Genomic DNA, 21,893 nt, shown 5'->3' on the forward strand with positions numbered 1-21,893 from the left:
GATGGCCCTGTTTCGCTATCAGGCGCTGGACGCGCAGGGCAAAACCCGCCGCGGCGTTCAACAGGCCGACTCCGCCCGCCACGCCCGCCAGCTGCTGCGGGACAAAGGCTGGCTGGCGCTGGAAGTGGCCGCCGCCGACCCGGCGAGCCGGCTGTGGCGCGGCGGGCTCCTTACCCGGCGCACCAGCGCCGGTGATTTAGCCCTGCTCACTCGCCAGCTGGCCACCCTGGTCGCCGCCGGCATTCCGCTGGAGAAAGCGCTCGATGCCGTCGCCCAACAGTGCGAAAAGGCGCCGCTGAGAACGTTAATGGCCGGGGTGCGGAGCAAAGTGCTCGAAGGCCATTCGCTGGCGGAGGCGATGCGCGGCTATCCCGCCTGCTTCGACGGACTGTTCTGCGCCATGGTGGCGGCTGGCGAAACCTCCGGCCATCTCGACGGCGTGCTGAATCGGCTGGCGGACTATACCGAGCAGCGCCAGCAGCTTCGCGCCCGCCTGCTGCAGGCGATGATCTACCCCATCGTGCTGACGCTGGTCGCCATCAGCGTGATCGCCATTCTGCTCTCCACCGTGGTGCCGAAAGTCGTCGAGCAGTTTGTCCATCTTAAACAGGCTCTGCCCTTCTCTACCCGGCTGCTGATGAGCCTGAGCGACATGGTGCGCAGCGCGGGCCCCTGGCTGGTGCTGCTGTCGTTACTGGCGCTGCTGGGGCTGCGCTATCTGCTGCGCCAGCCTGCCCGGCGGCTCGCCTGGGACCGGGCGCTGCTGCGCCTGCCGGTCATCGGCCGCGTGACGCGCAGCGTCAACAGCGCGCGCTACGCCCGCACCTTAAGCATTCTCAACGCCAGCGCGGTGCCGCTGCTGCTGTCGATGCGCATCAGCGCGGGCGTTCTCAGCAATGCCTGGGCGCGCAGCCAGCTGGAGACCGCCAGCGAGTCGGTGCGCGAAGGCGTCAGCCTGCATCGCGCGCTGGAGGCCACGGCCCTGTTTCCGCCGATGATGCGCTACATGATCGCCAGCGGCGAACAGAGCGGTGAGCTGACCGCCATGCTGGAGCGTGCGGCGGAGAACCAGGACCGGGAACTGAGCGCGCAGATCCAGATGTCTCTCAGCCTGTTTGAACCCCTGCTGGTGGTCACCATGGCCGGCATGGTGCTGTTTATCGTGCTGGCCATCCTGCAGCCGATCCTGCAACTGAATACCCTTATGAGTATGTGACTGTATTAATGGAGAAAACTATGCAACGGCAACGCGGCTTCACGTTACTGGAAATTATGGTGGTGATCGTCATTCTCGGCATCCTCGCCAGCCTGGTGGTACCTAACCTGATGGGCAACAAGGAGAAAGCGGACCGCCAGAAGGTGGTCAGCGATCTGGTGGCGCTCGAGGGGGCGCTGGACATGTATAAGCTGGACAACAGCCGCTACCCGAATACCGAACAGGGTCTGCAGGCGCTGGTGACCGCCCCGGCCGTCGAGCCGCATGCCCGCAACTACCCGGAAGGCGGCTATATCCGCCGCCTGCCGCAGGACCCATGGGGAAATGAGTATCAGCTGTTAAGCCCCGGTCAGCATGGCGCCATCGACGTCTTCAGCGTCGGCCCGGACGGGATGCCCGACACCAATGACGACATCGGCAACTGGACCCTCGGGAAGAAATAGTGTCTCAGCGCGGTTTCACCCTCCTGGAAATGATGCTGGTCCTGCTGCTGATCGGCGTCAGCGCCAGCATGGTGCTGCTGGCGTTTCCCTCCGCCCGCACCCAGGAGGCCACGCAGATCCTGGCGCGCTTTCAGGCGCAGCTGGATTTTGTCCGCGAGCGCGGGCAGCAAACCGGCCAGCTCTTCGGGATCGTTATCCACCCTGACCGCTGGCAGTTTATGCGCCTGCAGCCTGCCGACGAAGGTGCCCCGGCGGCGGCTGACGACCGCTGGGGCAACGCGCAGTGGCTGCCGCTGCAGGCCGGGCGCGCCACTACGGCGGAAACCCTCCCGCGGGCCAGGCTGACGCTGCGCTTTCCCAACGGCCAGGCGTGGACGCCGGGCGAGCAGCCCGACGTGATCATCTTTCCCGGCGGCGAAGTCACCCCGTTTCAGCTGCGGATTGACGCCGCGACGGGCATCAACATCGACGCCCAGGGCGACAGTCAGCCGCTGGCGGCGCGGGAGCAGCCATGAAACGCGAGAGCGGAATGACGCTTATCGAAGTGATGGTCGCGCTGGTGATTTTCGCCCTCGCCGGCCTGGCGGTGATGCAATCCACCCTGCAGCAGACGCGGCAGCTCGGGCGTATGGAAGAGAAAATCCTCGCCAGCTGGCTGGCGGATAATCAGCTGGTGCAGCTGCGGCTGGAGAAACGCTGGCCTGCCCTCAGCTGGTCTGAAACCACCGTGGAGGCCGCCGGGACGCGCTGGTTCGTCCGCTGGCAGGGGGTGGAAACCGCGCTGCCGCAGCTGCGGGCGCTGGACGTGGAGGTCCGGCGGCAAAAAAGCGATCCCGCGCCGCTGGCGACTCTGCGCACCTGGGTGACGCCGCCATGATAACGAAAATGCGCGGTTTCACCCTGATTGAAACGCTGCTGGCGCTGGCTATCCTCGCCGTCCTCAGCGCCGCCGCCGTGATGGTGCTGCAGAACGTCATCCGCGCCGATGGCCTCACCCGCGAGAAGAGCCAGCAGATCGCCGCCCTCCAGCGCGCTTTTCGCCAGATAGCCGACGATGTCACGCACATCATTCCCCGTCGCGCCAGAAACAGCGACACGCTTTTCTTTGCCGGACGTTTTCAGTTGCAGAGCGATGACTGGGGGCTGGCCTTCAGCCGCAGCGGCTGGCCGAATCCGCTGGGGATCCTCCCGCGCTCGGAGATCCAGAACGTCAGCTACCGCCTGCGCCAGCAGCAGCTTGAACGGCTGAGCTTCGATCAGCAGGATCCGCTGACCGGCAGCCAGCCGACGGTCCGGGTGCTGCTGCGCGGGGTGACGGCGTTTCGCCTGCGGTTTTATGCCGACGGGCGCTGGCAGGAGACCTGGGACCGCCCTCAGACGCTGCCGCAGGGGCTGGAGATCACCCTGATCCTGGCGAACAGCGGGGAGATAACCCGCCTGTTTTTACTTACCCCGGGGGGCGGCCAGTGAAAAATCGGCAACGCGGCGTCGCGCTCCTGATGGTGCTGTTCATCCTCGCCCTGATGATGATCCTCGCCAGCGCCATGACCGAACGCACCTCGGTCATGTATCAACACACCGCCGTGACCCTCGATAATCTGCAGGCCAGATGGTACGCCCTGGCGGCGGAAAACATGGCCGCTGCGCTGCTGCAACGCGACGCGCTGGACTCGCCCAGTCAAACGAACCTGGCGCAAACCTGGGCGCAGGAGGGACGCCGCTTTACCCTCGACGAGGGCGAAATCCTCGCCACGATCCGCGACGGGCACGCCTGCTTTAACCTCAATGCCATCAACCATCGCGCGGATGAGACCAGCGGCGAAACGCCCTACCCGACCGACGTCTTCGTCCGGCTGCTGGCGCTGCTCGGCGAATCACCGCTGCGCGCCAGCCAGATCGCCGCCGCCCTCGGCGACTGGACGGACAGCGACGGCCAGCCACGACTGAACGGGGCGGAGGACGAGGTTTATATGGCGCAAACCCCTGGCTATCTCGCCGCCAACCAGCCGATGCAGGACGTCAGCGAGCTGCGCCTGCTGGCCGGTATGGACGCCGCGCTCTATCAGCGCCTGCTCCCCTTCGTCTGCGTCCAGCCGGATGACGCGCTGCAGGTCAATGTCAACACCCTGCGGCCCTCCCAGGCCGCCCTGCTGGTGGCCCTCTTTCCCGGCGATCTGACGCTGCAGGAGGCGCAACAGCTGTTGCACAACCGCCCGCGAACCGGATGGAGCAGCGTCGCCGCGTTTCTCGCGCAGCCTACGCTGCAGAAAACCGATACCACGCTCGCCCGCCCCTGGCTGACGGTGCGCAGCACACGCTTTATCGCCGCCTTCACCGTGGTGACCGGCAACCTTCGCTTTCAGCTGCACAGCGTCCTGCAACAGGAGGGGCGCGCCTTTACCGTCGTCCAGCGGCGATACGGACTTTCTATGGTGGTTGATGAATAAGTTTAACGCTTCCCCCCAGGCCATGCTGATCGTGCGCTTCGCCCCCGGGCAGGCGCCGCTGCACTGGCAACTCTTCGCCCCCGGCGATCCGCATCACGAAGCCCGCGGCCGGTGGCCGGCTGACGACGCCAGCCCTTTCCCGGCGCTGGCGGCGCATTATCCAGCCTGGGTGCTGATCCCGGCCAGCGACTGCGCGTTTCACCCCCTCAGCCTGCCGGCGGGCCTGCGTAAACCGCCGCTGCAGGTGGCCCCGTTCCTGTTGGAAGAGCAGCTGGCCGACGATGTGGAAGCCACCCATTTTGCCCTGCTCCACCGCCAGCAGGCCCAGTGCGAGATCGTCGCCGTGCAGCGGCAAAAAATGCGCGACTGGCTGGCGCGCTGCGAGTCGCTCTCCCTACGCCCCCTGGCGTTGACGCCCGATGTGCTGGCCCTGCCCTGGCAACCGCCGGCGTGGAGCGCGGTGCAGGTGGACGAGCAGTGGCTGATCCGCCACCAGCCATGGAGCGGCATGGCGGCGGAAAGCTCCTGGCTGGCGGAGCTGCTGCAGGGCGAGGCGGAAGAGCACGTCATCGACAGCTATTCGCCGCCGCCCGCGGCGCCGGGAGCGTGGCGCGCGCAGCCTGCGCAGACGCTGCTCTCCCTCGCCGCAAATCATCCGGCGGCGCAGAAGCTCAGCCTGCTGCAGGGAGAGTTTGCCATCCGCCGTCGGCAGCCTGCGCAGGGGAGCTGGCGTCCGGCGCGGTATGCCGCGCTGGCCCTGGCGCTGCTGGCGGCGGTGAATAGCGTTCTGGATCATCGCGATCTGGCGCGCCAGGCCGAGGCGGCCCAGCAGGCCAGCCGGGCCTACTATCATCGCTGGTTTCCTACGGAGAAAAAGGTGATTAACCCGCGACTGCAGATGCAGCAGCATCTGCAAACCCTCGCCCGTCAGGCGCAGCATGCCCCCCTCGTCGACCGCCTCAGCGCGTTGCAGAACATCATCAGCGACACGCCGGGGATCCGCCTGCGGGCGCTGAGCTGGGATGCCGCGGGCAACCGTCTGCAGCTGGATATCGCCGCGGCCTCTTCCCGGGCGCTGGAGCAGTTCACCCAGCGGGCGCAGCCGCGGTTTCGCGTCCGGCCAGGCGACATGACCACGAAACCGGATGGCATTGAGGGACAACTGACGCTGGAGGAAAACGATGGCTAATCTGTTTATCTGGTGGCGGCAGCGCACGCCGTCGGAGCAGCGCCTGCTGCTCGGACTCGCGGGGCTGCTGGTGGTGTGCGCCCTCTGGTACGGGCTGTGGCAGCCCTGGCGAGCCCGCGAGGCGCAGTGGCGGCAAACCCTGGTGAAAGAACAGGCCAGCCTGCGCTGGATGACGCAGCAGGGGCCGCGCCTGCAGCAGCTCAGCCAGCAGCCCGCGCCGGCGGCAAAAGAGGCGCTCACCGCGCTGGTGATGCGCGAGGCGGCGAGCCACGGGCTGGAAGTCGTTCGTCTGCAGCCGCAGGGAAAACGTCTTCAGGTCACCCTTCAGCCCTGCGCCTTTCAGGCGCTGATGGACTGGCTGGACGCCCCGGCGATGCGCGGCGTCAACGCGGTCTCGCTATCCGTAACCGCACAGCCGTCGCGGCCGGGCTGGGTCACGGTCAACCATCTGCTGCTGGAGCGCGACGATGAAAGCTAACGGGTTCGCGGTTGGGCTACTGCTGGCGCTCTATCTGCTGTGGTTGACCGCCACCGCCCCGGCGCGCCTGTTAGTCCCGATGCTGCCGCCCGAGGTACAGGTGGCCAACCTCAGCGGCAGCATCTGGCGCGGCGCGGCGCAGTCAGTCTCCTGGCGCGGCGAACGACTTGAGCGGCTGACGTGGTCGCTTACCCCGGCTGGCTGGCAGATCGCGCTCAGCGATCCCCGCGGCGTGGAGGGTCAGGCCCGGCTGTGGGGCATCCGCGATCTGCGCCTGCAGGAGGGGCGGCTCACCGCCCCCGCCAGCCTGCTCGGTCGCTGGCTAACGCCGACCATGCCCGTCAGCGCCGACGGAGAGGTCACTTTCAGCCTGGCCGAAGCGCACTTCAGCGAGGGGCGCTGTCAGCAAATCACCGCCGGACGCGCGCAGTGGCGTCAGGCCAGGCTGCACTCTCCGGTCGGTAGCCTGGAGTTAGCCCAGGTCAGTGGCACCTTAAGCTGTACGGCGACCGGCGCCGTGGCGCTGGCCATCCGCCAGGATTCTCATCAGCTGAGCCTCAGCGGCCAGGGAACCCTGTCGCCCGATGGCCGCTATCTGTTTCACGGTACGCTACAGCCCAGACAGGGGATACCGCCCCTGCTGGCGCTGCTGGTCACCCGCCCGATGGCCAAAAACGACCCGGGCCCGACGCCGTGGCAGCTGCAGGGAAAATGGTGATTAAAGGAGCAAAAATGACGACATTAGCCGCATTATCCCTGCATTTCCCTCTTATCTGGTATGGCTTTCTGCTGCTGTTCGGCCTGGCGCTGGGCAGCTTTTACAACGTGGTGATCTACCGTCTGCCGCGCATGCTGGCCCAGACCGCGGACGACGAGCCGCTAACCCTCAGCACGCCGGGCTCATCCTGTCCGCAGTGTCGCCAGCCGATAGCCTGGCGGGACAATATCCCGTTGCTCAGCTTCCTTTGGCTAGGCCGTCGCGCCCGCTGCTGTCAGGCGCGCATCTCGTGGAGCTATCCGCTGACCGAGCTGACCACCGGCCTGCTGTTTATCCTCGCCGGGGCGCTGCTCGCGCCGGGACTGGCGCTGGCGGGCGGCCTGGTGCTGCTCTCCTTTCTGCTGATACTGGCGCGGATTGATGCCCGGACCCAGCTGCTGCCCGATCGCCTGACCCTGCCCCTGCTGTGGGCCGGACTGCTGTTTAATCTTAACGAGGTGTACATTGCCCTGCCGGACGCGGTCGCCGGGGCGATGGCTGGTTATCTGGCACTGTGGTCGGTCTATTGGCTGTTCCGCCTGCTGACCGGCAAAGAGGCTCTGGGCTATGGCGATTTTAAGCTGCTGGCGGCGCTGGGCGCCTGGTGCGGCTGGCAGGCTCTGCCGCAGGTGCTGTTGTTCGCCTCGGCCAGCGGGCTGATGTGGACCCTGCTGCAGCGCCTGTGGACCCGGCAGTCGCTGCAGCAGCCGCTGGCCTTCGGCCCCTGGCTGGCGCTGGCGGGAGGGGGCGTTTTTCTCTGGCAGCAGATGGTCTAGCGTGAGTGGTTCGACTGGCCGGGCAGAATGCCGCCCGGCGCCTGGGGCTACGAATATTTTTTGCTGCGCCGGGTCGGGGCGGCGTTGGCCGGATCGTCCGGCCAGACGTGTTTCGGATAGCGTCCCTTCATCTCTTTCTGTACCTCACGGTAGCTCCCCTGCCAGAAGGCGCTGAGATCGCGCGTGATCTGCAGCGGACGCTGAGCGGGCGACAGCAGCTCCAGCACCAGTGGCACTCGCCCCTCGGCGATAACCGGCGTCGTGGCCTCGCCGAACATCTCCTGCATACGCACCGCCAGCGCCGGCGGGTTCTCCGCATGGTAACGGATCGCCAGACGGCTGCCGGTCGGCACGGTATAGTGCGTCGGCAGCTCGCGATCCAGCTTCTGGCGCAGCGGCCATGACAGCCAGTCCTGGAGCGCCTGCCGCAGATCCAGCGCCTTCAGCGCCCGCAGCGAGTGAACGCCGTTCATCTGCGGCAGCAGCCATGCCTCCAGCGAGGCCAGCAGCGAAGCGTCATCCACCGCGGGCCACGCCTCTTCCGGCAGCCATTGCGCCGCACACTGCAGCCGCAGCCGCAGCTGCTCGGCCTCTGGCGTCCAGTTGAGCACACTGAGGCCTTTCTCACGAATCCCGTTGAGCATCGCCTGATGCAGCTCCGCCTCAGAGGGCTTCGCCAGCGGCTGGGTCTTAATCACCAGCTGGCCCGTCACCGTCCGCCGCCAGGCTTTCAGCGTCCCCTGCGCTTCATCCCACTCCACCGTGTCGGAACGCTGCGCCAGCTCGGGACGGGCGGCGATCAGCTCGCCGATATCCACCGGCAGAGCCAGCAGCATGCGGGCATCCGGTGAGGCGCTGCCCTGCAGCAGCAGCGGAGCGATCAGCCACTCATGGCGGCCCAGCGCGTCGTCGGCGTCCAGCATCGCGCCCATACCGTTCGCCAGCTGATAGCGTCCCTCCTGACCGCGGCGGCGGGCGATGCGGTCGGCGAAGGCCGACGCCAGGAGCGCAGCCATTCGTCCCGCATCGGGCTGGCCGCTGCGGCAGGCCAGACGCTTCATCAGCTGCTGCGCGCGCTGCTGCCAGTTGGCCTGCTGACGGGAAAAGACGGCGCCCAAATCCACCAGCCCGCCGCGCGGCGGCTCCTCAAGGATCGCCGCCAGCCTGGCCGCCGTCGCCACTTCGTCATCGGTCTGCGCAGCGGCCAGCATCGCCGCCAGCCGGGGCTCGTTGCCGAGGGTGGCCATTTTGCGGCCAAACGCCGACAGCCGCTCGCCGTCCAGCGCCGAGAGCGCCTCCAGCAGGCGGCGCGCGGCAGCCAGGTTCACCGCCGGCGGCTGATCCAGCCAGGCCAGCGAGGCCGGATCGTGGCAACCCCACTGCAGCAGCTCCAGCAACAGCGCCGACAGATCGCTGTGCAGGATCTCCGGTTCGCTCTGCGCCGCCGCTCGTTCGGCCTGTTCTTTGCCGAGCAAATGCAGGCAGATCCCCGGGGAGAGACGACCGGCGCGTCCGGCGCGCTGGGTCATCGATGCCTGGCTGATGCGCTGCGTCACCAGCCGGGTCAGGCCGGTGCGCGGGTCAAAGCGGGCAACGCGCTCCTGGGCGGTGTCGACCACCAGGCGGATGCCCTCGATGGTTAAACTGGTCTCGGCAATGTTGGTGGCCAGCACCACTTTGCGCTTCCCGGCCGGCGCCGGGAGGATCGCTTTGCGCTGCTCGCTTAGGGGCAAAGCGCCATACAGCGGGCAGAGGATGACATCCTCCGCCACGCGCTCCGTCAGCTGGTCTAGAACGCGCTGGATCTCGCCGACGCCGGGCAGAAACAGCAGCATCGATCCCTGTTCATGCCGCAGGAGCTCCGCCGCCGCTACCGCCACCGCCTCATCAAAACGCTGGTGCGCGGAGAGCGGGCTGAAGCGACGCTCCACCGGATAAGCGCGCCCTTCCGAGACCACCACCGGCGCCTCAGGCAGCAGACGCTGCAGGCGATCGTTATCGAGGGTCGCCGACATGATGAGCAGTTTGAGATCGTCACGTAACCCCTGCTGGACATCAAGCAGCAGAGCCAGCGCCAGATCCGCCTGCAGGCTGCGCTCGTGAAACTCATCGAGGATCACCAGCCCCACGCCCGTCAGCTCGGGATCGCGCTGGATCATGCGCGTCAGGATCCCCTCCGTGACCACCTCCAGGCGGGTCTGTGGCCCGACGCAGGTTTCGGCACGCATGCGGTAACCCACGGTCTCCCCTGGCTTTTCGCCGAGCAGTTCAGCCAGCCGCTGCGCGACATTGCGCGCCGCCAGACGCCTCGGCTCCAGCAGGATAATGCGTCCCGCGATGTTACCCTCAGCGAGGATCTGCAGCGGCAGCCAGGTCGACTTCCCGGCGCCGGTCGGCGCGTTGAGCAAAACCTGCGGCGCATGCTGCAGGGCGGATAACAGTTCTGGGAGGACGGCGGCAACCGGCAATGAGGACACAAAAGGCTCCGGGGGTTAACATTCAGGGGCTCGCATTGTAGCATCCCCCTAATTCATTACCGAGTCTCTATCATGTCTGAGCCGAAAAGGCTGTTTTTTGCGATTGAACTACCGCCTGCCGTCCGCAAACAGATTGTCCAGTGGCGGGCAACGCACTTCCCTGAGGATGCCGGCAGGCCCGTCGCGGCGGATAACCTTCATCTGACGCTGGCGTTTCTCGGCGAGGTGAGCGCGGAAAAACAACGGGCGCTGTCTGCCCTCGCCGGCCGCCTCCAGCAGCCGGGCTTTACCCTGACGCTGGACGATGCCGGACAGTGGCTGCGTTCGCGGGTGGTCTGGCTCGGGACACGTCAGCCACCGCGCGGCCTGCTGCAGCTTGCCAGTATGCTGCGCGCTCAGGCGGCGCGCAGCGGCTGCTATCAGAGTCCGCAGCCGTTTCATCCGCACATTACCCTGTGGCGCGATGCCCGTCAGGCGGTGCCGATCCCGCCGCCCGGCTTTCGCTGGACGTTTCCGGTGAACGAGTTCGTGCTCTATGAATCCAGCTTTAGCCACGGGCGCACGCGCTACACGGCGCTGGAACATTATCCGTTTGATAAGGAAAATTGATGCAGTTTGATCCGCCGTTGCAACCCGCCATTTTGCTTAAACGTTACAAACGTTTTCTTGCCGACGTGGTGACCCCCGATGGCCGCGAATTGACGCTCCACTGCCCAAATACCGGTGCCATGACCGGCTGCGCCGTCCCGGGCGACACCGTCTGGTATTCCACTTCTGACAATGCGAAGCGCAAATATGCCCATACCTGGGAATTAACTGAAACGCAGCAGGGCGCCGTTATTTGCGTCAACACGCTGCGCGCGAATACGCTGGCGAAAGAAGCAATTTCCGCCGGAATAATCCCTGAACTTTCCGGCTATAACCAGCTGAAAAGCGAAGTGAAATATGGCGCTGAGAATAGCCGTATCGATATTATGTTACAGGCAGATGATCGCCAAAACTGCTATATTGAAGTGAAATCGGTTACGTTGGCGGAGAAAGAATACGGTTATTTTCCTGATGCGGTGACTATGCGCGGACAGAAGCACCTGCGGGAGCTGATGGCCGTCGCGGCAAATGGCGACCGCGCGGTGATTTTATTTGCCGTCCTGCATTCGGCAATTGACCGTTTCTCTCCCGCGCATCATATTGATGCCAGATACGCACAGCTGTTAACAGAAGCCCGCGACAAGGGGGTGGAAATTCTCGCCTGGAAAGCGGAACTTTCTACGACGAGGATGACTCTGAATAAGCCGATCGCCGTGGTGTTAAACCCCGGTAAATAAGTGGCTAAATAGTGTTCGGGTCGCAAGCGCGAATACGCTTTTCTTCACAGGGTTGTCAAGTGTAACGTTTAGATAATTGCTATCCGGAAAAGCATCTGCTATTTATAGCGGCCTGATTTTCCCCCACATGGGGATCGATAGTGCGTGTTAAGGAGAAGCAACATGCAAGAAGGGCAAAACCGTAAAACATCGTCCCTGAGTATTCTCGCCATCGCTGGGGTGGAGCCGTACCAAGAGAAACCGGGCGAAGAGTATATGAACGAAGCCCAGCTGGCGCACTTCAAGCGTATTCTTGAAGCATGGCGTAATCAACTCAGGGATGAAGTGGATCGCACCGTATCGCACATGCAGGATGAAGCTGCTAACTTCCCGGACCCGGTAGACCGTGCCGCCCAGGAAGAAGAGTTCAGCCTGGAGCTGCGTAACCGCGACCGCGAACGTAAACTGATCAAAAAGATCGAGAAAACGCTGAAAAAAGTTGAAGACGAAGACTTCGGCTACTGCGAATCCTGCGGCGTGGAGATCGGCATTCGCCGTCTGGAAGCGCGTCCGACAGCGGATCTGTGCATTGACTGCAAAACCCTGGCGGAAATTCGCGAAAAACAGATGGCGGGCTAATCCCCTGCTGCCTCACTCTCTGGCGGGAGTCTCTCCCGCCTGGTTCTGTTGTCCGTACCATGACTGACTCACGCTATATAGGGCGCTTTGCTCCCTCCCCCTCCGGCGAACTCCACTTCGGCTCTCTGATCGCCGCGCTCGGCAGCTACCTGCAGGCCCGCGCGAACCAGGGTATCTGGCGCGTTCGTATTGAAGATATCGACCCGCCGCGCGAAGTCCCCGGGGCCGCCGACACCATCCTGCGCCAGCTCGACCACTACGGTCTGCACTGGGACGGCGAGGTGCTCTGGCAGTCGCAACGGCACGAAGCCTACCGCGAGGCGCTGGCCTGGCTGAGCGAGCAAGGGCTGAGCTACTACTGCACCTGCACCCGCGCGCGTATCCACGCCGTAGGCGGGATCTATGATGGTCACTGCCGCGACCTTGGGCTGGGGGCGGAAAACGCCGCGCTGCGTCTGCGCCAGACCCGTCCGGTTCTGCAGTTCACCGACCGCCTGCGCGGCACTCTGGTCGCCAACGAGCCGCTGGCGCGAGAAGATTTTATTATCCACCGTCGCGATGGACTGTTTGCCTACAACCTGGCGGTGGTGGTCGATGACCACTTTCAGGGGATCACCGAGATCGTCCGCGGCGCCGATCTGATTGAGCCGACGGTGCGGCAGATTTCGCTGTATCAGCATTTTGGCTGGCAGGCACCGGACTACCTCCATCTGCCGCTGGCCCTCAATGCCGACGGCAATAAGCTCTCTAAACAAAACCACGCGCCGGCGCTGCCGGAAGGCGATCCGCGCCCCGAAATCGTCCGGGCGCTCCGCTTTCTGAATCAGGAGATCGCCGGGGAGTGGCAGGCCCTGAGCATCGATGATTTACTCGCCCAGGCCGTCGCCAACTGGCAGCCGGCGAAAATCGAGCATTCTCAAATGGCTCCCGCTGAGCTATGATTAGCCGCTATTTTTACACTGTACAGTTGATCTGAAGTCCGTCTGACACTACGAGGTGCACCATTTTTACCCGAGTCGCTAATTTTTGCCGTAAGGTGCTAAGCCGTGAGGAGCGCGAGGCAGAAGCCGCCGTCGAACCAACGCCTATGACGGTGATCCCGCGTGAGCAGCATGCTATTTCCCGCAAAGATATCAGTGAAAACGCCCTCAAGGTCATGTACCGCCTCAACAAGGCGGGCTACGAGTCCTGGCTGGTCGGCGGCGGCGTCCGCGACCTGCTGCTTGGCAAAAAGCCAAAAGATTTTGACGTCACGACCAACGCCACGCCGGATCAGGTGCGTAAGCTGTTCCGCAACTGCCGTCTGGTCGGGCGCCGTTTCCGCCTCGCGCACGTCATGTTCGGGCCGGAAATTATTGAGGTCGCTACCTTCCGTGGCCATCACGAAGGGCACACTACCGATCGCGTCACCTCCCAGCGGGGCCAGAACGGCATGCTGCTGCGTGATAATATCTTCGGCTCGATCGAAGAGGACGCCCAGCGTCGCGACTTCACCATCAACAGCCTCTATTACAGCGTGGCGGACTTTACCGTTCGCGACTACGTCGGCGGCATGAAGGATCTGCAGGACGGCGTGATCCGCCTGATCGGCAATCCGGAAACCCGCTATCGCGAGGATCCGGTACGCATGCTGCGCGCGGTGCGCTTCGCCGCCAAGCTGGATATGACCATCAGTCCGGAAACGGCCGAACCGCTGCCGCGGCTGGCCGCCCTGCTCCACGACGTGCCGCCGGCGCGCCTGTTCGAAGAAGTGCTCAAGCTGCTGCAGGCCGGGCATGGCTATCAGACCTACCTGCTGCTGCGGGAATACAACCTGTTCCAGCCGCTGTTCCCGACCATCACCCGCTACTTTACCGAGCGCGGCGATAGCCCGATGGAGCGGATCATCAACCAGGTGCTGAAGAACACCGATACCCGCATTCGTAACGACATGCGCGTCAATCCGGCCTTCCTGTTCGCAGTGATGTTCTGGTATCCGCTGCTGGAGACGGCGCAGAAAATCGCCCAGGAGAGCGGTCTGGCGTACTATGACGCCTTCGCCCTGGCGATGAACGACGTACTGGACGAAGCCTGCCGTACGCTGGCGATCCCTAAGCGCATCACCACCCTGATCCGCGATATCTGGCAGCTGCAGCTGCGCATGTCCCGTCGCCAGGGCAAACGCGCCTGGAAGCTGATGGAGCATCCGAAATTCCGCGCCGCCTACGATCTGCTGGAGCTACGCGCTGGCGCTGAAAACAACGGCGAACTGCAGCGTCTGACCAAATGGTGGGGCGAATTCCAGGTCGCCGCGCCGCCGGCGCAAAAAGATATGCTCAACGACCTCGGGGACGATCCGGCGCCGCGCCGTCGCCACCGCCGTCCGCGCAAGCGCGCGCCACGCCAGGGTAACGCATGACCCTGGCCTATATCGCCCTCGGCAGTAACCTCGCTTCGCCACTGGCGCAGGTGCAGGCGGCGATCCACGCCCTGGGCGAAATTCCGCACAGCCGCGTGGTGAACGTCTCTTCGTTCTACCGCACGCCGCCGCTGGGCCCGCAGGATCAGCCTGACTATCTCAACGCCGCCGTCGCGCTGGAAACCACGCTGTCCCCTGAGGCGCTGCTCGATCACACCCAGCGCATTGAGCTGCAGCAGGGTCGGGTGCGCAAAGCCGAACGCTGGGGGCCGCGCACCCTCGATCTCGACATTATGCTGTTTGGCGATGCGGTCATTAACAGCGAGCGCCTGACCGTTCCGCACTACGATATGAGAAATCGCGGCTTTATGCTCTGGCCGCTGTTCGAGATCGCCCCGAACCTCCACTTTCCTGACGGCATGGCGCTGCGCGCCGTGCTGGATGATCTCGGCGCGGCAAAGCCCGCTATCTGGTAATTCCCTCTCCTTTTTTAGCATTTGCGGCGATCGTCGTAATCGGTTGCCCAAAATCATTGCCCCTCTGAATGCTGCTGTTAGAATGCCGGTTAATATGACTTTCATCATCAGGAAATGTTATGAAACCGACCACCATTGCCCTGCTGCAGAAATGCAAACAGGAAAAGAAGCGCTTTGCCACCATTACCGCCTACGACCATAGCTTCGCGAAGCTGTTCGCCGATGAAGGCATTAATGTGCTGCTGGTGGGCGACTCGCTGGGAATGACGGTGCAGGGTCACGACTCCACCCTGCCGGTCACCGTAGAAGATATCGCCTATCACACCCGCGCCGTCCGCCGCGGCGCGCCGAACAGCCTGCTGCTCGCCGACCTGCCGTTTATGGCCTACGCCACGCCGGAGCAGGCCTTCGAAAATGCCGCCGTCGTGATGCGCGCTGGCGCCAATATGGTCAAACTCGAAGGCGGCGCCTGGCTGGCCGAGACCGTGAAGATGCTGGCGGAACGCGCGGTGCCGGTTTGCGGCCATCTCGGCCTGACGCCGCAGTCGGTGAACGTCTTCGGTGGCTATAAAGTGCAGGGACGCGGCGATGCGGCGCAGACACTGTTTGAAGACGCGTTAGCGCTGGAAGCGGCAGGCGCGCAACTGCTGGTGCTGGAGTGTGTCCCGGTCGCCCTGGCGAAACGCATCACCGAAGCCCTGACCATTCCGGTGATCGGTATCGGCGCGGGCAACGTCACCGATGGGCAGATCCTGGTGATGCATGACGCTTTCGGCATTACCGGCGGCCACATTCCGAAATTTGCCAAGAATTTCCTTGCCGAGGCGGGCGACATCCGCGCCGCGGTGCGGCAGTATATTGCCGAAGTCGAATCCGGGGTCTATCCGGGCGAAGAACACAGTTTCCATTAAGGAGTCTTGTTGTGCTGATTATAGAATCCGTGCTGCTGCTGCGTCAGCATATCCGCCGTCTGCGTCAGGAAGGCAAGCGTATCGCGCTGGTCCCGACGATGGGCAACCTGCATGATGGTCATATGAAGCTGGTTGATGAAGCCAAAGCCAGCGCGGACGTGGTGGTGGTCAGTATTTTCGTCAATCCGATGCAGTTTGACCGCGCCGATGACCTGGCGCGCTACCCGCGCACCCTACAGGATGATTGTGAAAAGCTGAACAAGCGTCATGTCGATTTTGTCTTCGCGCCGACGCCGGCGGAAGTCTACCCGCAGGGCACCGAAGGCCAGACCTACGTCGACGTCCCCGGCCTGTCCACCATGCTGGAAGGCGCCAGCCGCCCGGGCCATTTCCGCGGCGTATCGACCATCGTCAGTAAGCTGTTTAACCTGGTTCAGCCTGACGTCGCTTGCTTTGGCGAGAAAGACTTCCAGCAGCTGGCGCTGATCCGCAAGATGGTTGCCGACATGGGCTACGATATCGATATTATCGGCGTGCCGATCGTCCGCGCGAAGGATGGCCTGGCGCTAAGCTCGCGTAACGGCTACCTGACCGCCGACCAGCGCAAAATCGCTCCCGGCCTGTATAAAGTGCTGAGCGCGGTGGCGGAAAAACTGGCCGCCGGCGACCGTCAGCTCGACGAGATCATCGCTATCGCCGAACAGGAGCTGAACGAGAAAGGTTTCCGCGCCGACGACATTCAGATCCGCGATGCCGACACCCTGCTTGAACTGACCGACGCCAGCCAGCGCGCGGTGATCCTGATGGCCGCCTGGCTCGGTCAGGCCCGCCTGATCGACAACCATATCGTCACGCTCGGTCAGTAGACAGCGGGTAAAAATCGGGCAATACTTGCCCGGGCTTTTCTCAGGGCGGACGTCGTGTCCGCTCTGCTACATTAAGGTTATAGGGTAGAAGTTATGATGCGTAATATGCTGCAGGGCAAGCTCCACCGCGTAAAAGTGACGCAGGCTGACCTGCACTATGAAGGTTCCTGCGCCATTGACCAGGACTTCCTGGATGCGGCCGGTATTCTGGAGAATGAAACCATTCACCTCTGGAACGTCACCAACGGCAACCGTTTCTCCACCTACGCCATTGCCGCCGAACGGGGCTCCAGAATCATCTCCGTTAACGGCGCCGCCGCGCACTGCGCCAGCGTCGGCGATATCCTGATCATCGCCAGCTTCGTCACCATGTCTGACGAAGAGGCGCGCCGCTGGCAGCCCAACATCGCCTACTTCGAAGGCGACAACGAAATGAAGCGCCAGGCAAAAGCGATTCCGGTGCAGGTCGCCTGATGTCCACGGCGCAGCGCTCAGGCGCAGCGCCGAAGTTTACCCCTGCGGCTGGTTACTGATCAGCCGCGACATCGTCTCCAGCGAATCCGTGCGTAAGATATATAACCGCTTTAGCAGAAACGGATTGTCCCCCGGCTTCACCTTCCCACGCACCGTCGTCACCGCCATATGAAACCCGGCGTCATTCGCCGCCTGCACCGCCGTGGCGTTATACCCGCCGAAGGGATAGGAAAGGTAGAGCACATGTGGATTAAACTGGCTCAGCGCCCGGCGCGAGCGGGCAAAATCAAACAGAATATTATGGTAGTTGCGGCTGAATAAGATCGGCCGCCGGCTGGCGTCCACCCGGTGGAGAAAGTGGGTATGCGACTGAATGTCAAAGACGTCCTGGATCTGCCGGAGCTCAGAAATGCTCATGAACTGCAGCGATTTCGGATCCCATTGCTGCGGATGACGCTTAATACGCGATGAAATAATAAAGGCGGTGGCGTGGAAGCCATACTGTTTCAGCACCGGATAGGCGTAGCGATTTACCGATTTCAAGCCGTCATCGAAGGTGATGGCGACTGCCCGCGCCGGAAGGTTGATTTTATTGCGCACGTAGCCTTCCAGCTGATAGAGGGTCAGCGTGGTATAACCCTGATCCCGCAGCCAGGTCATCTGGTTATTAAAGGCGCGTACCGAGGTGGTGGTCGAGGTATGGCGGAAACGGGTGTTCTCTTCGTCACGCAGAATATGGTGATAGGTCAGCACGGGGATCCCGTTATCCTCCTGCGCATCCAGACTGCTGACCCACGCCAGCCGGTCGCCAATGCGGATCTGAAACCAGGTCTGATTGAGCCGATCCTTCAGCTTGCTGAGGATCGGATAGCGCAGATTATTGGCCAGCGTGCCGAACGGCGCGCTGCTCACTGAGGGAGCGTCATAGAGCGGCGTATCTTTCCAGGTGAGTAAATTCTGGTTACTCAGCGGCTTATTGAGATCCCCAAGACGGTCCTCCACCCGCTGCTTACCCTGCACTGGCTCCAGATGGCCCTTGTCAATAAACCCGGTGCCGAAGCCGAAGCGAAACTCATAGTAATCAGCCGCCGTCGGGACAACCGCGAGGATTTGCCCGGCACGCACATTGCCGACGCTGACCACATGGTTCCCCACCTGCGCCCAGATAACCGCGTCTTCGGTGGTTTGCATATAGCGCACAGGCTCGCCCTGCTGGCTAAGCAGACTGGCGGAGGCGCTGAGTGAGGTCAGTAAAAGAAGCAGAGTAAAAAATCGGGCAAGCATGCGCATCGAACCGGTAAACCATCAACGGCGGTTATTGTAACAAAAGCGGCATCTGTCCCGCTGCTTAATTTCCAAAGGTATCATGACGCAACCGGAACGGGGGGTTCTTCTGCTGCTGATGCCACAGGCTGCTCACCATCGGACCGCCCGCGCTGACGATAGCCTGGCGAAACGCCTCGCTGCTTAACGTATTCCGCAGCAGATACATTCGCTCAAGTAATGAATAGCTGACGCCGGAGATCACTTCGCAGTGGGTATGTTTGTGGCTCATCAGCGCCGCGGCCCGATAAGGCGCCGCGCCGGTTCTGTCGGTAAGGAAAATGACCCCGTCCCCGGAGTCGGTGGCATGCAGCGCATCGCACATCATCCGGCTCAACATATTGCTGCTGAGATTGCGCCAGTAATTGACCGCCCGGCACTGGGCCAGTGGACCAAATTTTTGTTCAAGACGATCCAGCATCTCCTGCGCCAGCTCATCGTGGCAGGTAATGACCCAACCAAGCATGCTTCCCTCCTTAGCCAGCCAACAATGTAGCAAGGGGAAGATGGCGTATCGGTGATGGCGGTCAAAGATAAGCGGTTAGCGCTTCGCGTATTGGCGTCCGGAAGCGCTAAACCGTGATGAGTATCAGCTACGCAGGCCGCGGCCGCGCTGGATTAACGACCAGCAGAGGAGATAGAAGGCGACGATGAAGACCACCAGCACCGCAAAGGTGGTCACCAGCGGCACATCGTTGATACCGAGGAAGCCGAAGCGGAAACCGCTGATCATGTAGACGATGGGGTTCAGATGCGACAGCCCCTGCCAGAACGGCGGCAGCAGGGTCAGCGAGTAGAACACCCCGCCGAGATAGGTCAGCGGCGTCAGCACAAAGGTCGGGATCAGGCTGATGTCATCGAAGGTCTTGGCAAAGACCGCGTTCAGCAGCCCGGCCAGCGAGAACAGCACCGCAGTGAGGAGCAGCGTCAGGGCAACAAACAGCCAGGAGTGAACCTGGAACGGCACAAAGAACAGCGACACCGCGGTCACCAGGATGCCCACGCACAGCCCGCGCGCCACCCCGCCGCCCACGTAGCCGGCGATAATCACGTGCGTCGGCACCGGCGCCACCAGCAGCTCCTCAATGTTGCGCTGAAACTTGGCGCTGAAGAACGACGAGGCGACGTTGGCGTAAGCGTTGGTGATCACCGCCATCATGATCAGGCCCGGCACGATAAACTGCATATAGGTAAAGCCATGCATCTCGCCGATGCGCGAGCCGATCAGGTTGCCGAAAATCACGAAGTACAGGGTCATGGTGATCACCGGCGGCACCAGCGTCTGCACCCAGATGCGCATAAAACGATGGATCTCTTTGGTCCAGATGCTTTTCAGCGCGACCCAATAAAGCTGCATCATGCTGACTCTCCTTTTCGCTCATGCACCAGGGTGACAAACAGCTCTTCCAGACGGTTGGCTTTGTTACGCATACTCAGTACCTGCACCCCCTGGGCGCTCAGCTGCGCAAAGACGCTGTTAATCCCCTGCTCGCGCAGGACCTCCACTTCCAGCGTCGAGGTATCGACCAGCTGATACTGGTAGCCCTCGAGCTTCGGCACCGGGCTTTTTGGCGCGAGGTCGAGAATAAAGGTCTCTGACTTCAGCTTCGACAGCAGCGCTTTCATCGAGGTGTTTTCCACCAGGGTACCGTGCTGGATGATGCCGATGTTGCGGCACAGCATTTCGGCCTCTTCGAGATAGTGGGTGGTCAGAATAATGGTGGTTCCGCGATCGTTGAGATCCTTGAGGAAACCCCACATCGAGCGGCGGAGTTCGATATCGACGCCGGCGGTCGGCTCGTCGAGGATCAGCAGCTTCGGCTCATGCATCAACGCGCGAGCGATCATCAGGCGGCGCTTCATCCCGCCGGAGAGCATCCGCGCGCGTTCGCTACGTTTTTCCCATAGATCGAGCTGTTTTAAGTACTTTTCGCTGCGGGCGATGGCTTCTTTACGCTCAACGCCGTAGTAGCCCGCCTGGTTAACGACGATCTGCTGCACGGTCTCGAACGGGTTAAAGTTAAACTCCTGCGGCACCAGGCCAAGCTGGCGCTTGGCGTTGACGACATCTTTCTCCAGATCGTAGCCAAAGACATTGACCTGACCGGAGGTTTTGTTCACCAGCGAGCTGATGATGCCGATCGTCGTGGATTTTCCCGCCCCGTTCGGGCCCAGCAGGGCATAGAAATCCCCCGCTTCAACCTGCAGGTCGATTCCCCGCAGTGCCTGAACCCCGCCGGGGTAGGTTTTTTTGAGCTGTTTTAATTCCAGAGCAATGGTCATTAAATATCTCTTCTCGTGTCATGACACGTCATTAACCCGCCTGACTGACGTTTGCGCTGTACTCGCGCGGCCAGCGCATCTGCAGCCTGAAGTATCACGGGTTAAGATGGTTTTAAAAAAGGTGAGCTTACCCTATATTAGCGCAACGCACTTACTTGGTTACAGGCCGATAACGTCCATGAATGATATAGATACACTCATCAGCAACAATGCACTATGGTCAAAAATGCTGGTGGAAGAGGACCCCGGCTTTTTTGAGAAACTGTCGCAAACGCAGAAACCGCGCTTCCTGTGGATTGGCTGTTCTGACAGCCGCGTTCCCGCTGAGCGACTCACCGGCCTGGAGCCAGGCGAACTGTTTGTGCATCGTAACGTGGCGAATCTGGTGATCCACACCGACCTCAACTGCCTGTCGGTGGTACAGTATGCCGTCGATGTCCTTGAAGTTGAGCACATCATTATCTGCGGCCACTACGGCTGCGGCGGCGTGCAGGCGGCGGTGGAGAACCCGGAGCTGGGGCTCATCGACAACTGGCTGCTGCATATCCGCGATATCTGGTTTAAACACAGCTCGCTGCTGGGGGAAATGCCGGAGGAGCGCCGTCTGGATACCCTTTGTGAACTGAACGTGATGGAGCAGGTATACAACCTGGGACATTCGACGATTATGCAATCGGCGTGGAAGCGCGGACAGAAAGTCACCATCCACGGCTGGGCATACGGTATTCACGACGGACTGCTGCGCGATCTGGATGTCACCGCCGTGAGCCGGGAAACCCTCGAACAGCGCTATCGCCACGGGATCTCCAACCTCAAGATCAAGCACATCAACCACAAATAGCCTTCAGACTTAGCCACTCAGGCGCGAGCGGCGCGCGCCTGAGTGGAATATCCCCTTACTCGTCCAGCAGGGTGACTTTGCCGATATACGGCAGATGGCGGTAGCGCTGAGCGTAGTCGATACCGTAGCCCACCACGAACTCGTCCGGAATGGCGAAACCGACGAACTCAACCGGGACATTCACTTCACGGCGGCTTGGTTTATCCAGCAGCGTACAAATGGCCAGCGACTTCGGCTCGCGCAGGCTGAGGATCTCACGCACTTTAGACAGGGTATTGCCGGAGTCGATGATGTCTTCCACGATCAGTACGTCTTTACCACGGATGTCTTCGTCCAGATCTTTGAGGATTTTCACATCACGGGTGGTGGACATGCCGCTGCCGTAGCTCGAGGCGGTCATAAAATCGACTTCATGCGGCACCTGCACTTCACGGCACAGGTCGGCCATGAACATAAACGAGCCGCGCAGCAGCCCCACCAGCACCATTTCGCTGCCGCTGTCCTGATAATGTTCGTTGATTTGACGACCCAGTTCCGCGATGCGCGCTTTGATCTCGGATTCCGGGATCATCACTTCTACAGTATGTTTCATAAG

Annotated in this window: 26 protein-coding genes; 20 read left to right on the forward strand and 6 right to left on the reverse strand. The window is 62.3% G+C overall.

Annotation, left to right across the window (positions count from 1 at the left end):
* The first annotated feature begins 1 nt into the window (after nt 1).
* Genes gspF through KHQ24_RS10075 form a run of 10 tightly spaced genes read left to right on the forward strand, consistent with a single transcriptional unit; the run spans nt 2 to nt 7,306 of the window.
* Nucleotides 2-1,216 carry a type II secretion system inner membrane protein GspF gene (gspF, locus tag KHQ24_RS10030; RefSeq protein ID WP_004204418.1) on the forward strand — a complete coding sequence of 405 codons (1,215 nt, stop codon included), beginning with the start codon at nt 2-4 and terminating at the stop codon, nt 1,214-1,216.
* 20 nt (nt 1,217-1,236) lie between these two features.
* Nucleotides 1,237-1,659 (forward strand): type II secretion system major pseudopilin GspG, encoded by a 423-nt coding sequence (gene gspG / locus KHQ24_RS10035; RefSeq protein WP_004204417.1) that lies wholly within the window; start codon nt 1,237-1,239, stop codon nt 1,657-1,659.
* Nucleotides 1,659-2,174, forward strand: a complete 516-nt coding sequence (gene gspH / locus KHQ24_RS10040) for a type II secretion system minor pseudopilin GspH (protein WP_004204416.1) — start codon at nt 1,659-1,661, stop codon at nt 2,172-2,174. The genes gspG and gspH overlap by 1 nt, the downstream gene beginning before the upstream one ends.
* Nucleotides 2,171-2,536 carry a type II secretion system minor pseudopilin GspI gene (gene gspI, locus KHQ24_RS10045; RefSeq protein WP_004204415.1) on the forward strand — a complete coding sequence of 122 codons (366 nt, stop codon included), beginning with the start codon at nt 2,171-2,173 and terminating at the stop codon, nt 2,534-2,536. Before gspH ends, gspI begins: the two co-directional genes overlap by 4 nt.
* Nucleotides 2,533-3,129, forward strand: a complete 597-nt coding sequence (gene gspJ, locus KHQ24_RS10050; RefSeq protein WP_032426022.1) for a type II secretion system minor pseudopilin GspJ — start codon at nt 2,533-2,535, stop codon at nt 3,127-3,129. Before gspI ends, gspJ begins: the two co-directional genes overlap by 4 nt.
* Entirely contained in the window at nt 3,126-4,106 is a 981-nt protein-coding gene (gene gspK / locus KHQ24_RS10055) for a type II secretion system minor pseudopilin GspK (RefSeq protein WP_077259420.1), read from the forward strand. The genes gspJ and gspK overlap by 4 nt, the downstream gene beginning before the upstream one ends.
* A complete protein-coding gene (gene gspL / locus KHQ24_RS10060; RefSeq protein WP_057213470.1) occupies nt 4,099-5,295 on the forward strand; it encodes a type II secretion system protein GspL in 1,197 nt (398 codons plus the stop codon). Before gspK ends, gspL begins: the two co-directional genes overlap by 8 nt.
* Entirely contained in the window at nt 5,288-5,773 is a 486-nt protein-coding gene (locus KHQ24_RS10065; protein ID WP_004204409.1) for a type II secretion system protein M, read from the forward strand. The genes gspL and KHQ24_RS10065 overlap by 8 nt, the downstream gene beginning before the upstream one ends.
* Entirely contained in the window at nt 5,763-6,491 is a 729-nt protein-coding gene (locus KHQ24_RS10070) for a type II secretion system protein N (protein WP_053810754.1), read from the forward strand. The genes KHQ24_RS10065 and KHQ24_RS10070 overlap by 11 nt, the downstream gene beginning before the upstream one ends.
* Nucleotides 6,492-6,505: 14 nt before the next feature.
* Nucleotides 6,506-7,306 carry a prepilin peptidase gene (locus KHQ24_RS10075; RefSeq protein ID WP_049093658.1) on the forward strand — a complete coding sequence of 267 codons (801 nt, stop codon included), beginning with the start codon at nt 6,506-6,508 and terminating at the stop codon, nt 7,304-7,306.
* 47 nt (nt 7,307-7,353) lie between these two features.
* Here KHQ24_RS10075 and hrpB read toward each other — a convergent pair whose 3' ends face one another.
* Complete coding sequence (gene hrpB / locus KHQ24_RS10080) at nt 7,354-9,783, reverse strand: ATP-dependent helicase HrpB (RefSeq protein WP_211777256.1); 2,430 nt, start codon at nt 9,781-9,783, stop codon at nt 7,354-7,356.
* A 72-nt stretch (nt 9,784-9,855) separates the two neighbouring features.
* Here hrpB and thpR point away from each other — a divergent pair, with 72 nt between their 5' ends.
* The 9 genes from thpR (at nt 9,856) to panD (ending at nt 16,851) form a co-directional block, all read left to right on the forward strand.
* Nucleotides 9,856-10,392, forward strand: coding sequence for an RNA 2',3'-cyclic phosphodiesterase (gene thpR, locus KHQ24_RS10085; protein ID WP_049116602.1), 537 nt, complete (start codon nt 9,856-9,858; stop codon nt 10,390-10,392).
* Nucleotides 10,392-11,108 carry a DNA/RNA nuclease SfsA gene (gene sfsA, locus KHQ24_RS10090; protein ID WP_004204404.1) on the forward strand — a complete coding sequence of 239 codons (717 nt, stop codon included), beginning with the start codon at nt 10,392-10,394 and terminating at the stop codon, nt 11,106-11,108. The genes thpR and sfsA overlap by 1 nt, the downstream gene beginning before the upstream one ends.
* 162 nt (nt 11,109-11,270) lie before the next feature.
* Nucleotides 11,271-11,726, forward strand: coding sequence for an RNA polymerase-binding protein DksA (gene dksA, locus KHQ24_RS10095; RefSeq protein ID WP_002888845.1), 456 nt, complete (start codon nt 11,271-11,273; stop codon nt 11,724-11,726).
* Nucleotides 11,727-11,785: 59 nt separating this feature from the next.
* Nucleotides 11,786-12,667, forward strand: a complete 882-nt coding sequence (gene gluQRS / locus KHQ24_RS10100; protein WP_004204403.1) for a tRNA glutamyl-Q(34) synthetase GluQRS — start codon at nt 11,786-11,788, stop codon at nt 12,665-12,667.
* 62 nt (nt 12,668-12,729) lie between these two features.
* Nucleotides 12,730-14,124, forward strand: a complete 1,395-nt coding sequence (gene pcnB, locus KHQ24_RS10105; protein ID WP_071592560.1) for a polynucleotide adenylyltransferase PcnB — start codon at nt 12,730-12,732, stop codon at nt 14,122-14,124.
* Entirely contained in the window at nt 14,121-14,600 is a 480-nt protein-coding gene (gene folK / locus KHQ24_RS10110; RefSeq protein ID WP_064187718.1) for a 2-amino-4-hydroxy-6-hydroxymethyldihydropteridine diphosphokinase, read from the forward strand. The genes pcnB and folK overlap by 4 nt, the downstream gene beginning before the upstream one ends.
* Nucleotides 14,601-14,719: 119 nt before the next feature.
* Entirely contained in the window at nt 14,720-15,511 is a 792-nt protein-coding gene (gene panB, locus KHQ24_RS10115; RefSeq protein ID WP_004204400.1) for a 3-methyl-2-oxobutanoate hydroxymethyltransferase, read from the forward strand.
* Between the two features lie 11 nt (nt 15,512-15,522).
* A complete protein-coding gene (gene panC, locus KHQ24_RS10120) occupies nt 15,523-16,377 on the forward strand; it encodes a pantoate--beta-alanine ligase (RefSeq protein ID WP_211777257.1) in 855 nt (284 codons plus the stop codon).
* A 93-nt stretch (nt 16,378-16,470) separates the two neighbouring features.
* Nucleotides 16,471-16,851: an aspartate 1-decarboxylase gene (panD, locus tag KHQ24_RS10125; RefSeq protein ID WP_004204397.1), complete on the forward strand. Its 381-nt coding sequence runs from the start codon at nt 16,471-16,473 to the stop codon at nt 16,849-16,851.
* 36 nt (nt 16,852-16,887) lie between these two features.
* On the opposite strand, the gene KHQ24_RS10130 is transcribed toward panD, so the two are convergent.
* The 4 genes from KHQ24_RS10130 to KHQ24_RS10145 form a co-directional block, all read right to left on the reverse strand.
* Nucleotides 16,888-18,141 carry a polysaccharide deacetylase family protein gene (locus KHQ24_RS10130; protein ID WP_064178513.1) on the reverse strand — a complete coding sequence of 418 codons (1,254 nt, stop codon included), beginning with the start codon at nt 18,139-18,141 and terminating at the stop codon, nt 16,888-16,890.
* Between the two features lie 58 nt (nt 18,142-18,199).
* Nucleotides 18,200-18,640: a PTS sugar transporter subunit IIA gene (locus tag KHQ24_RS10135; protein WP_004204391.1), complete on the reverse strand. Its 441-nt coding sequence runs from the start codon at nt 18,638-18,640 to the stop codon at nt 18,200-18,202.
* A 123-nt stretch (nt 18,641-18,763) separates the two neighbouring features.
* Nucleotides 18,764-19,534, reverse strand: coding sequence for an ABC transporter permease (locus KHQ24_RS10140; protein WP_004204389.1), 771 nt, complete (start codon nt 19,532-19,534; stop codon nt 18,764-18,766).
* Complete coding sequence (locus tag KHQ24_RS10145) at nt 19,531-20,457, reverse strand: ABC transporter ATP-binding protein (RefSeq protein WP_004204387.1); 927 nt, start codon at nt 20,455-20,457, stop codon at nt 19,531-19,533. The genes KHQ24_RS10140 and KHQ24_RS10145 overlap by 4 nt, the downstream gene beginning before the upstream one ends.
* A gap of 178 nt (nt 20,458-20,635) precedes the next feature.
* Here KHQ24_RS10145 and can point away from each other — a divergent pair, with 178 nt between their 5' ends.
* On the forward strand, nt 20,636-21,298 hold the full coding sequence (can, locus tag KHQ24_RS10150; protein WP_004204385.1) for a carbonate dehydratase: 663 nt from the start codon (nt 20,636-20,638) through the stop codon (nt 21,296-21,298).
* Between the two features lie 55 nt (nt 21,299-21,353).
* Here the strand turns inward: can and hpt are convergent, their stop codons facing one another.
* On the reverse strand, nt 21,354-21,890 hold the full coding sequence (gene hpt / locus KHQ24_RS10155) for a hypoxanthine phosphoribosyltransferase (protein WP_004204384.1): 537 nt from the start codon (nt 21,888-21,890) through the stop codon (nt 21,354-21,356).
* Nucleotides 21,891-21,893: the final 3 nt, after the last annotated feature.

The organism is Klebsiella sp. 54 (genome assembly GCF_018223875.1).
GTDB classification, from domain to species: domain Bacteria; phylum Pseudomonadota; class Gammaproteobacteria; order Enterobacterales; family Enterobacteriaceae; genus Klebsiella; species Klebsiella quasipneumoniae.

Bases quoted from the DNA above. Each gene is read 5' to 3' on its own strand.
- gspF (WP_004204418.1), top strand. From the start codon at position 2: ATGGCCCTGTTTCGCTATCAGGCGCTGGACGCGCAGGGCAAAACCCGC.
- gspG (WP_004204417.1), top strand. From the start codon at position 1,237: ATGCAACGGCAACGCGGCTTCACGTTACTGGAAATTATGGTGGTGATC.
- gspI (WP_004204415.1), top strand. From the start codon at position 2,171: ATGAAACGCGAGAGCGGAATGACGCTTATCGAAGTGATGGTCGCGCTG.
- gspJ (WP_032426022.1), top strand. From the start codon at position 2,533: ATGATAACGAAAATGCGCGGTTTCACCCTGATTGAAACGCTGCTGGCG.
- gspL (WP_057213470.1), top strand. From the start codon at position 4,099: ATGAATAAGTTTAACGCTTCCCCCCAGGCCATGCTGATCGTGCGCTTC.
- KHQ24_RS10065 (WP_004204409.1), top strand. From the start codon at position 5,288: ATGGCTAATCTGTTTATCTGGTGGCGGCAGCGCACGCCGTCGGAGCAG.
- KHQ24_RS10070 (WP_053810754.1), top strand. From the start codon at position 5,763: ATGAAAGCTAACGGGTTCGCGGTTGGGCTACTGCTGGCGCTCTATCTG.
- KHQ24_RS10075 (WP_049093658.1), top strand. From the start codon at position 6,506: ATGACGACATTAGCCGCATTATCCCTGCATTTCCCTCTTATCTGGTAT.
- thpR (WP_049116602.1), top strand. From the start codon at position 9,856: ATGTCTGAGCCGAAAAGGCTGTTTTTTGCGATTGAACTACCGCCTGCC.
- sfsA (WP_004204404.1), top strand. From the start codon at position 10,392: ATGCAGTTTGATCCGCCGTTGCAACCCGCCATTTTGCTTAAACGTTAC.
- dksA (WP_002888845.1), top strand. From the start codon at position 11,271: ATGCAAGAAGGGCAAAACCGTAAAACATCGTCCCTGAGTATTCTCGCC.
- gluQRS (WP_004204403.1), top strand. From the start codon at position 11,786: ATGACTGACTCACGCTATATAGGGCGCTTTGCTCCCTCCCCCTCCGGC.
- folK (WP_064187718.1), top strand. From the start codon at position 14,121: ATGACCCTGGCCTATATCGCCCTCGGCAGTAACCTCGCTTCGCCACTG.
- panB (WP_004204400.1), top strand. From the start codon at position 14,720: ATGAAACCGACCACCATTGCCCTGCTGCAGAAATGCAAACAGGAAAAG.
- panD (WP_004204397.1), top strand. From the start codon at position 16,471: ATGATGCGTAATATGCTGCAGGGCAAGCTCCACCGCGTAAAAGTGACG.
- KHQ24_RS10130 (WP_064178513.1), bottom strand. From the start codon at position 18,141: ATGCGCATGCTTGCCCGATTTTTTACTCTGCTTCTTTTACTGACCTCA.
- KHQ24_RS10135 (WP_004204391.1), bottom strand. From the start codon at position 18,640: ATGCTTGGTTGGGTCATTACCTGCCACGATGAGCTGGCGCAGGAGATG.
- KHQ24_RS10140 (WP_004204389.1), bottom strand. From the start codon at position 19,534: ATGATGCAGCTTTATTGGGTCGCGCTGAAAAGCATCTGGACCAAAGAG.
- KHQ24_RS10145 (WP_004204387.1), bottom strand. From the start codon at position 20,457: ATGACCATTGCTCTGGAATTAAAACAGCTCAAAAAAACCTACCCCGGC.
- can (WP_004204385.1), top strand. From the start codon at position 20,636: ATGAATGATATAGATACACTCATCAGCAACAATGCACTATGGTCAAAA.
- hpt (WP_004204384.1), bottom strand. From the start codon at position 21,890: ATGAAACATACTGTAGAAGTGATGATCCCGGAATCCGAGATCAAAGCG.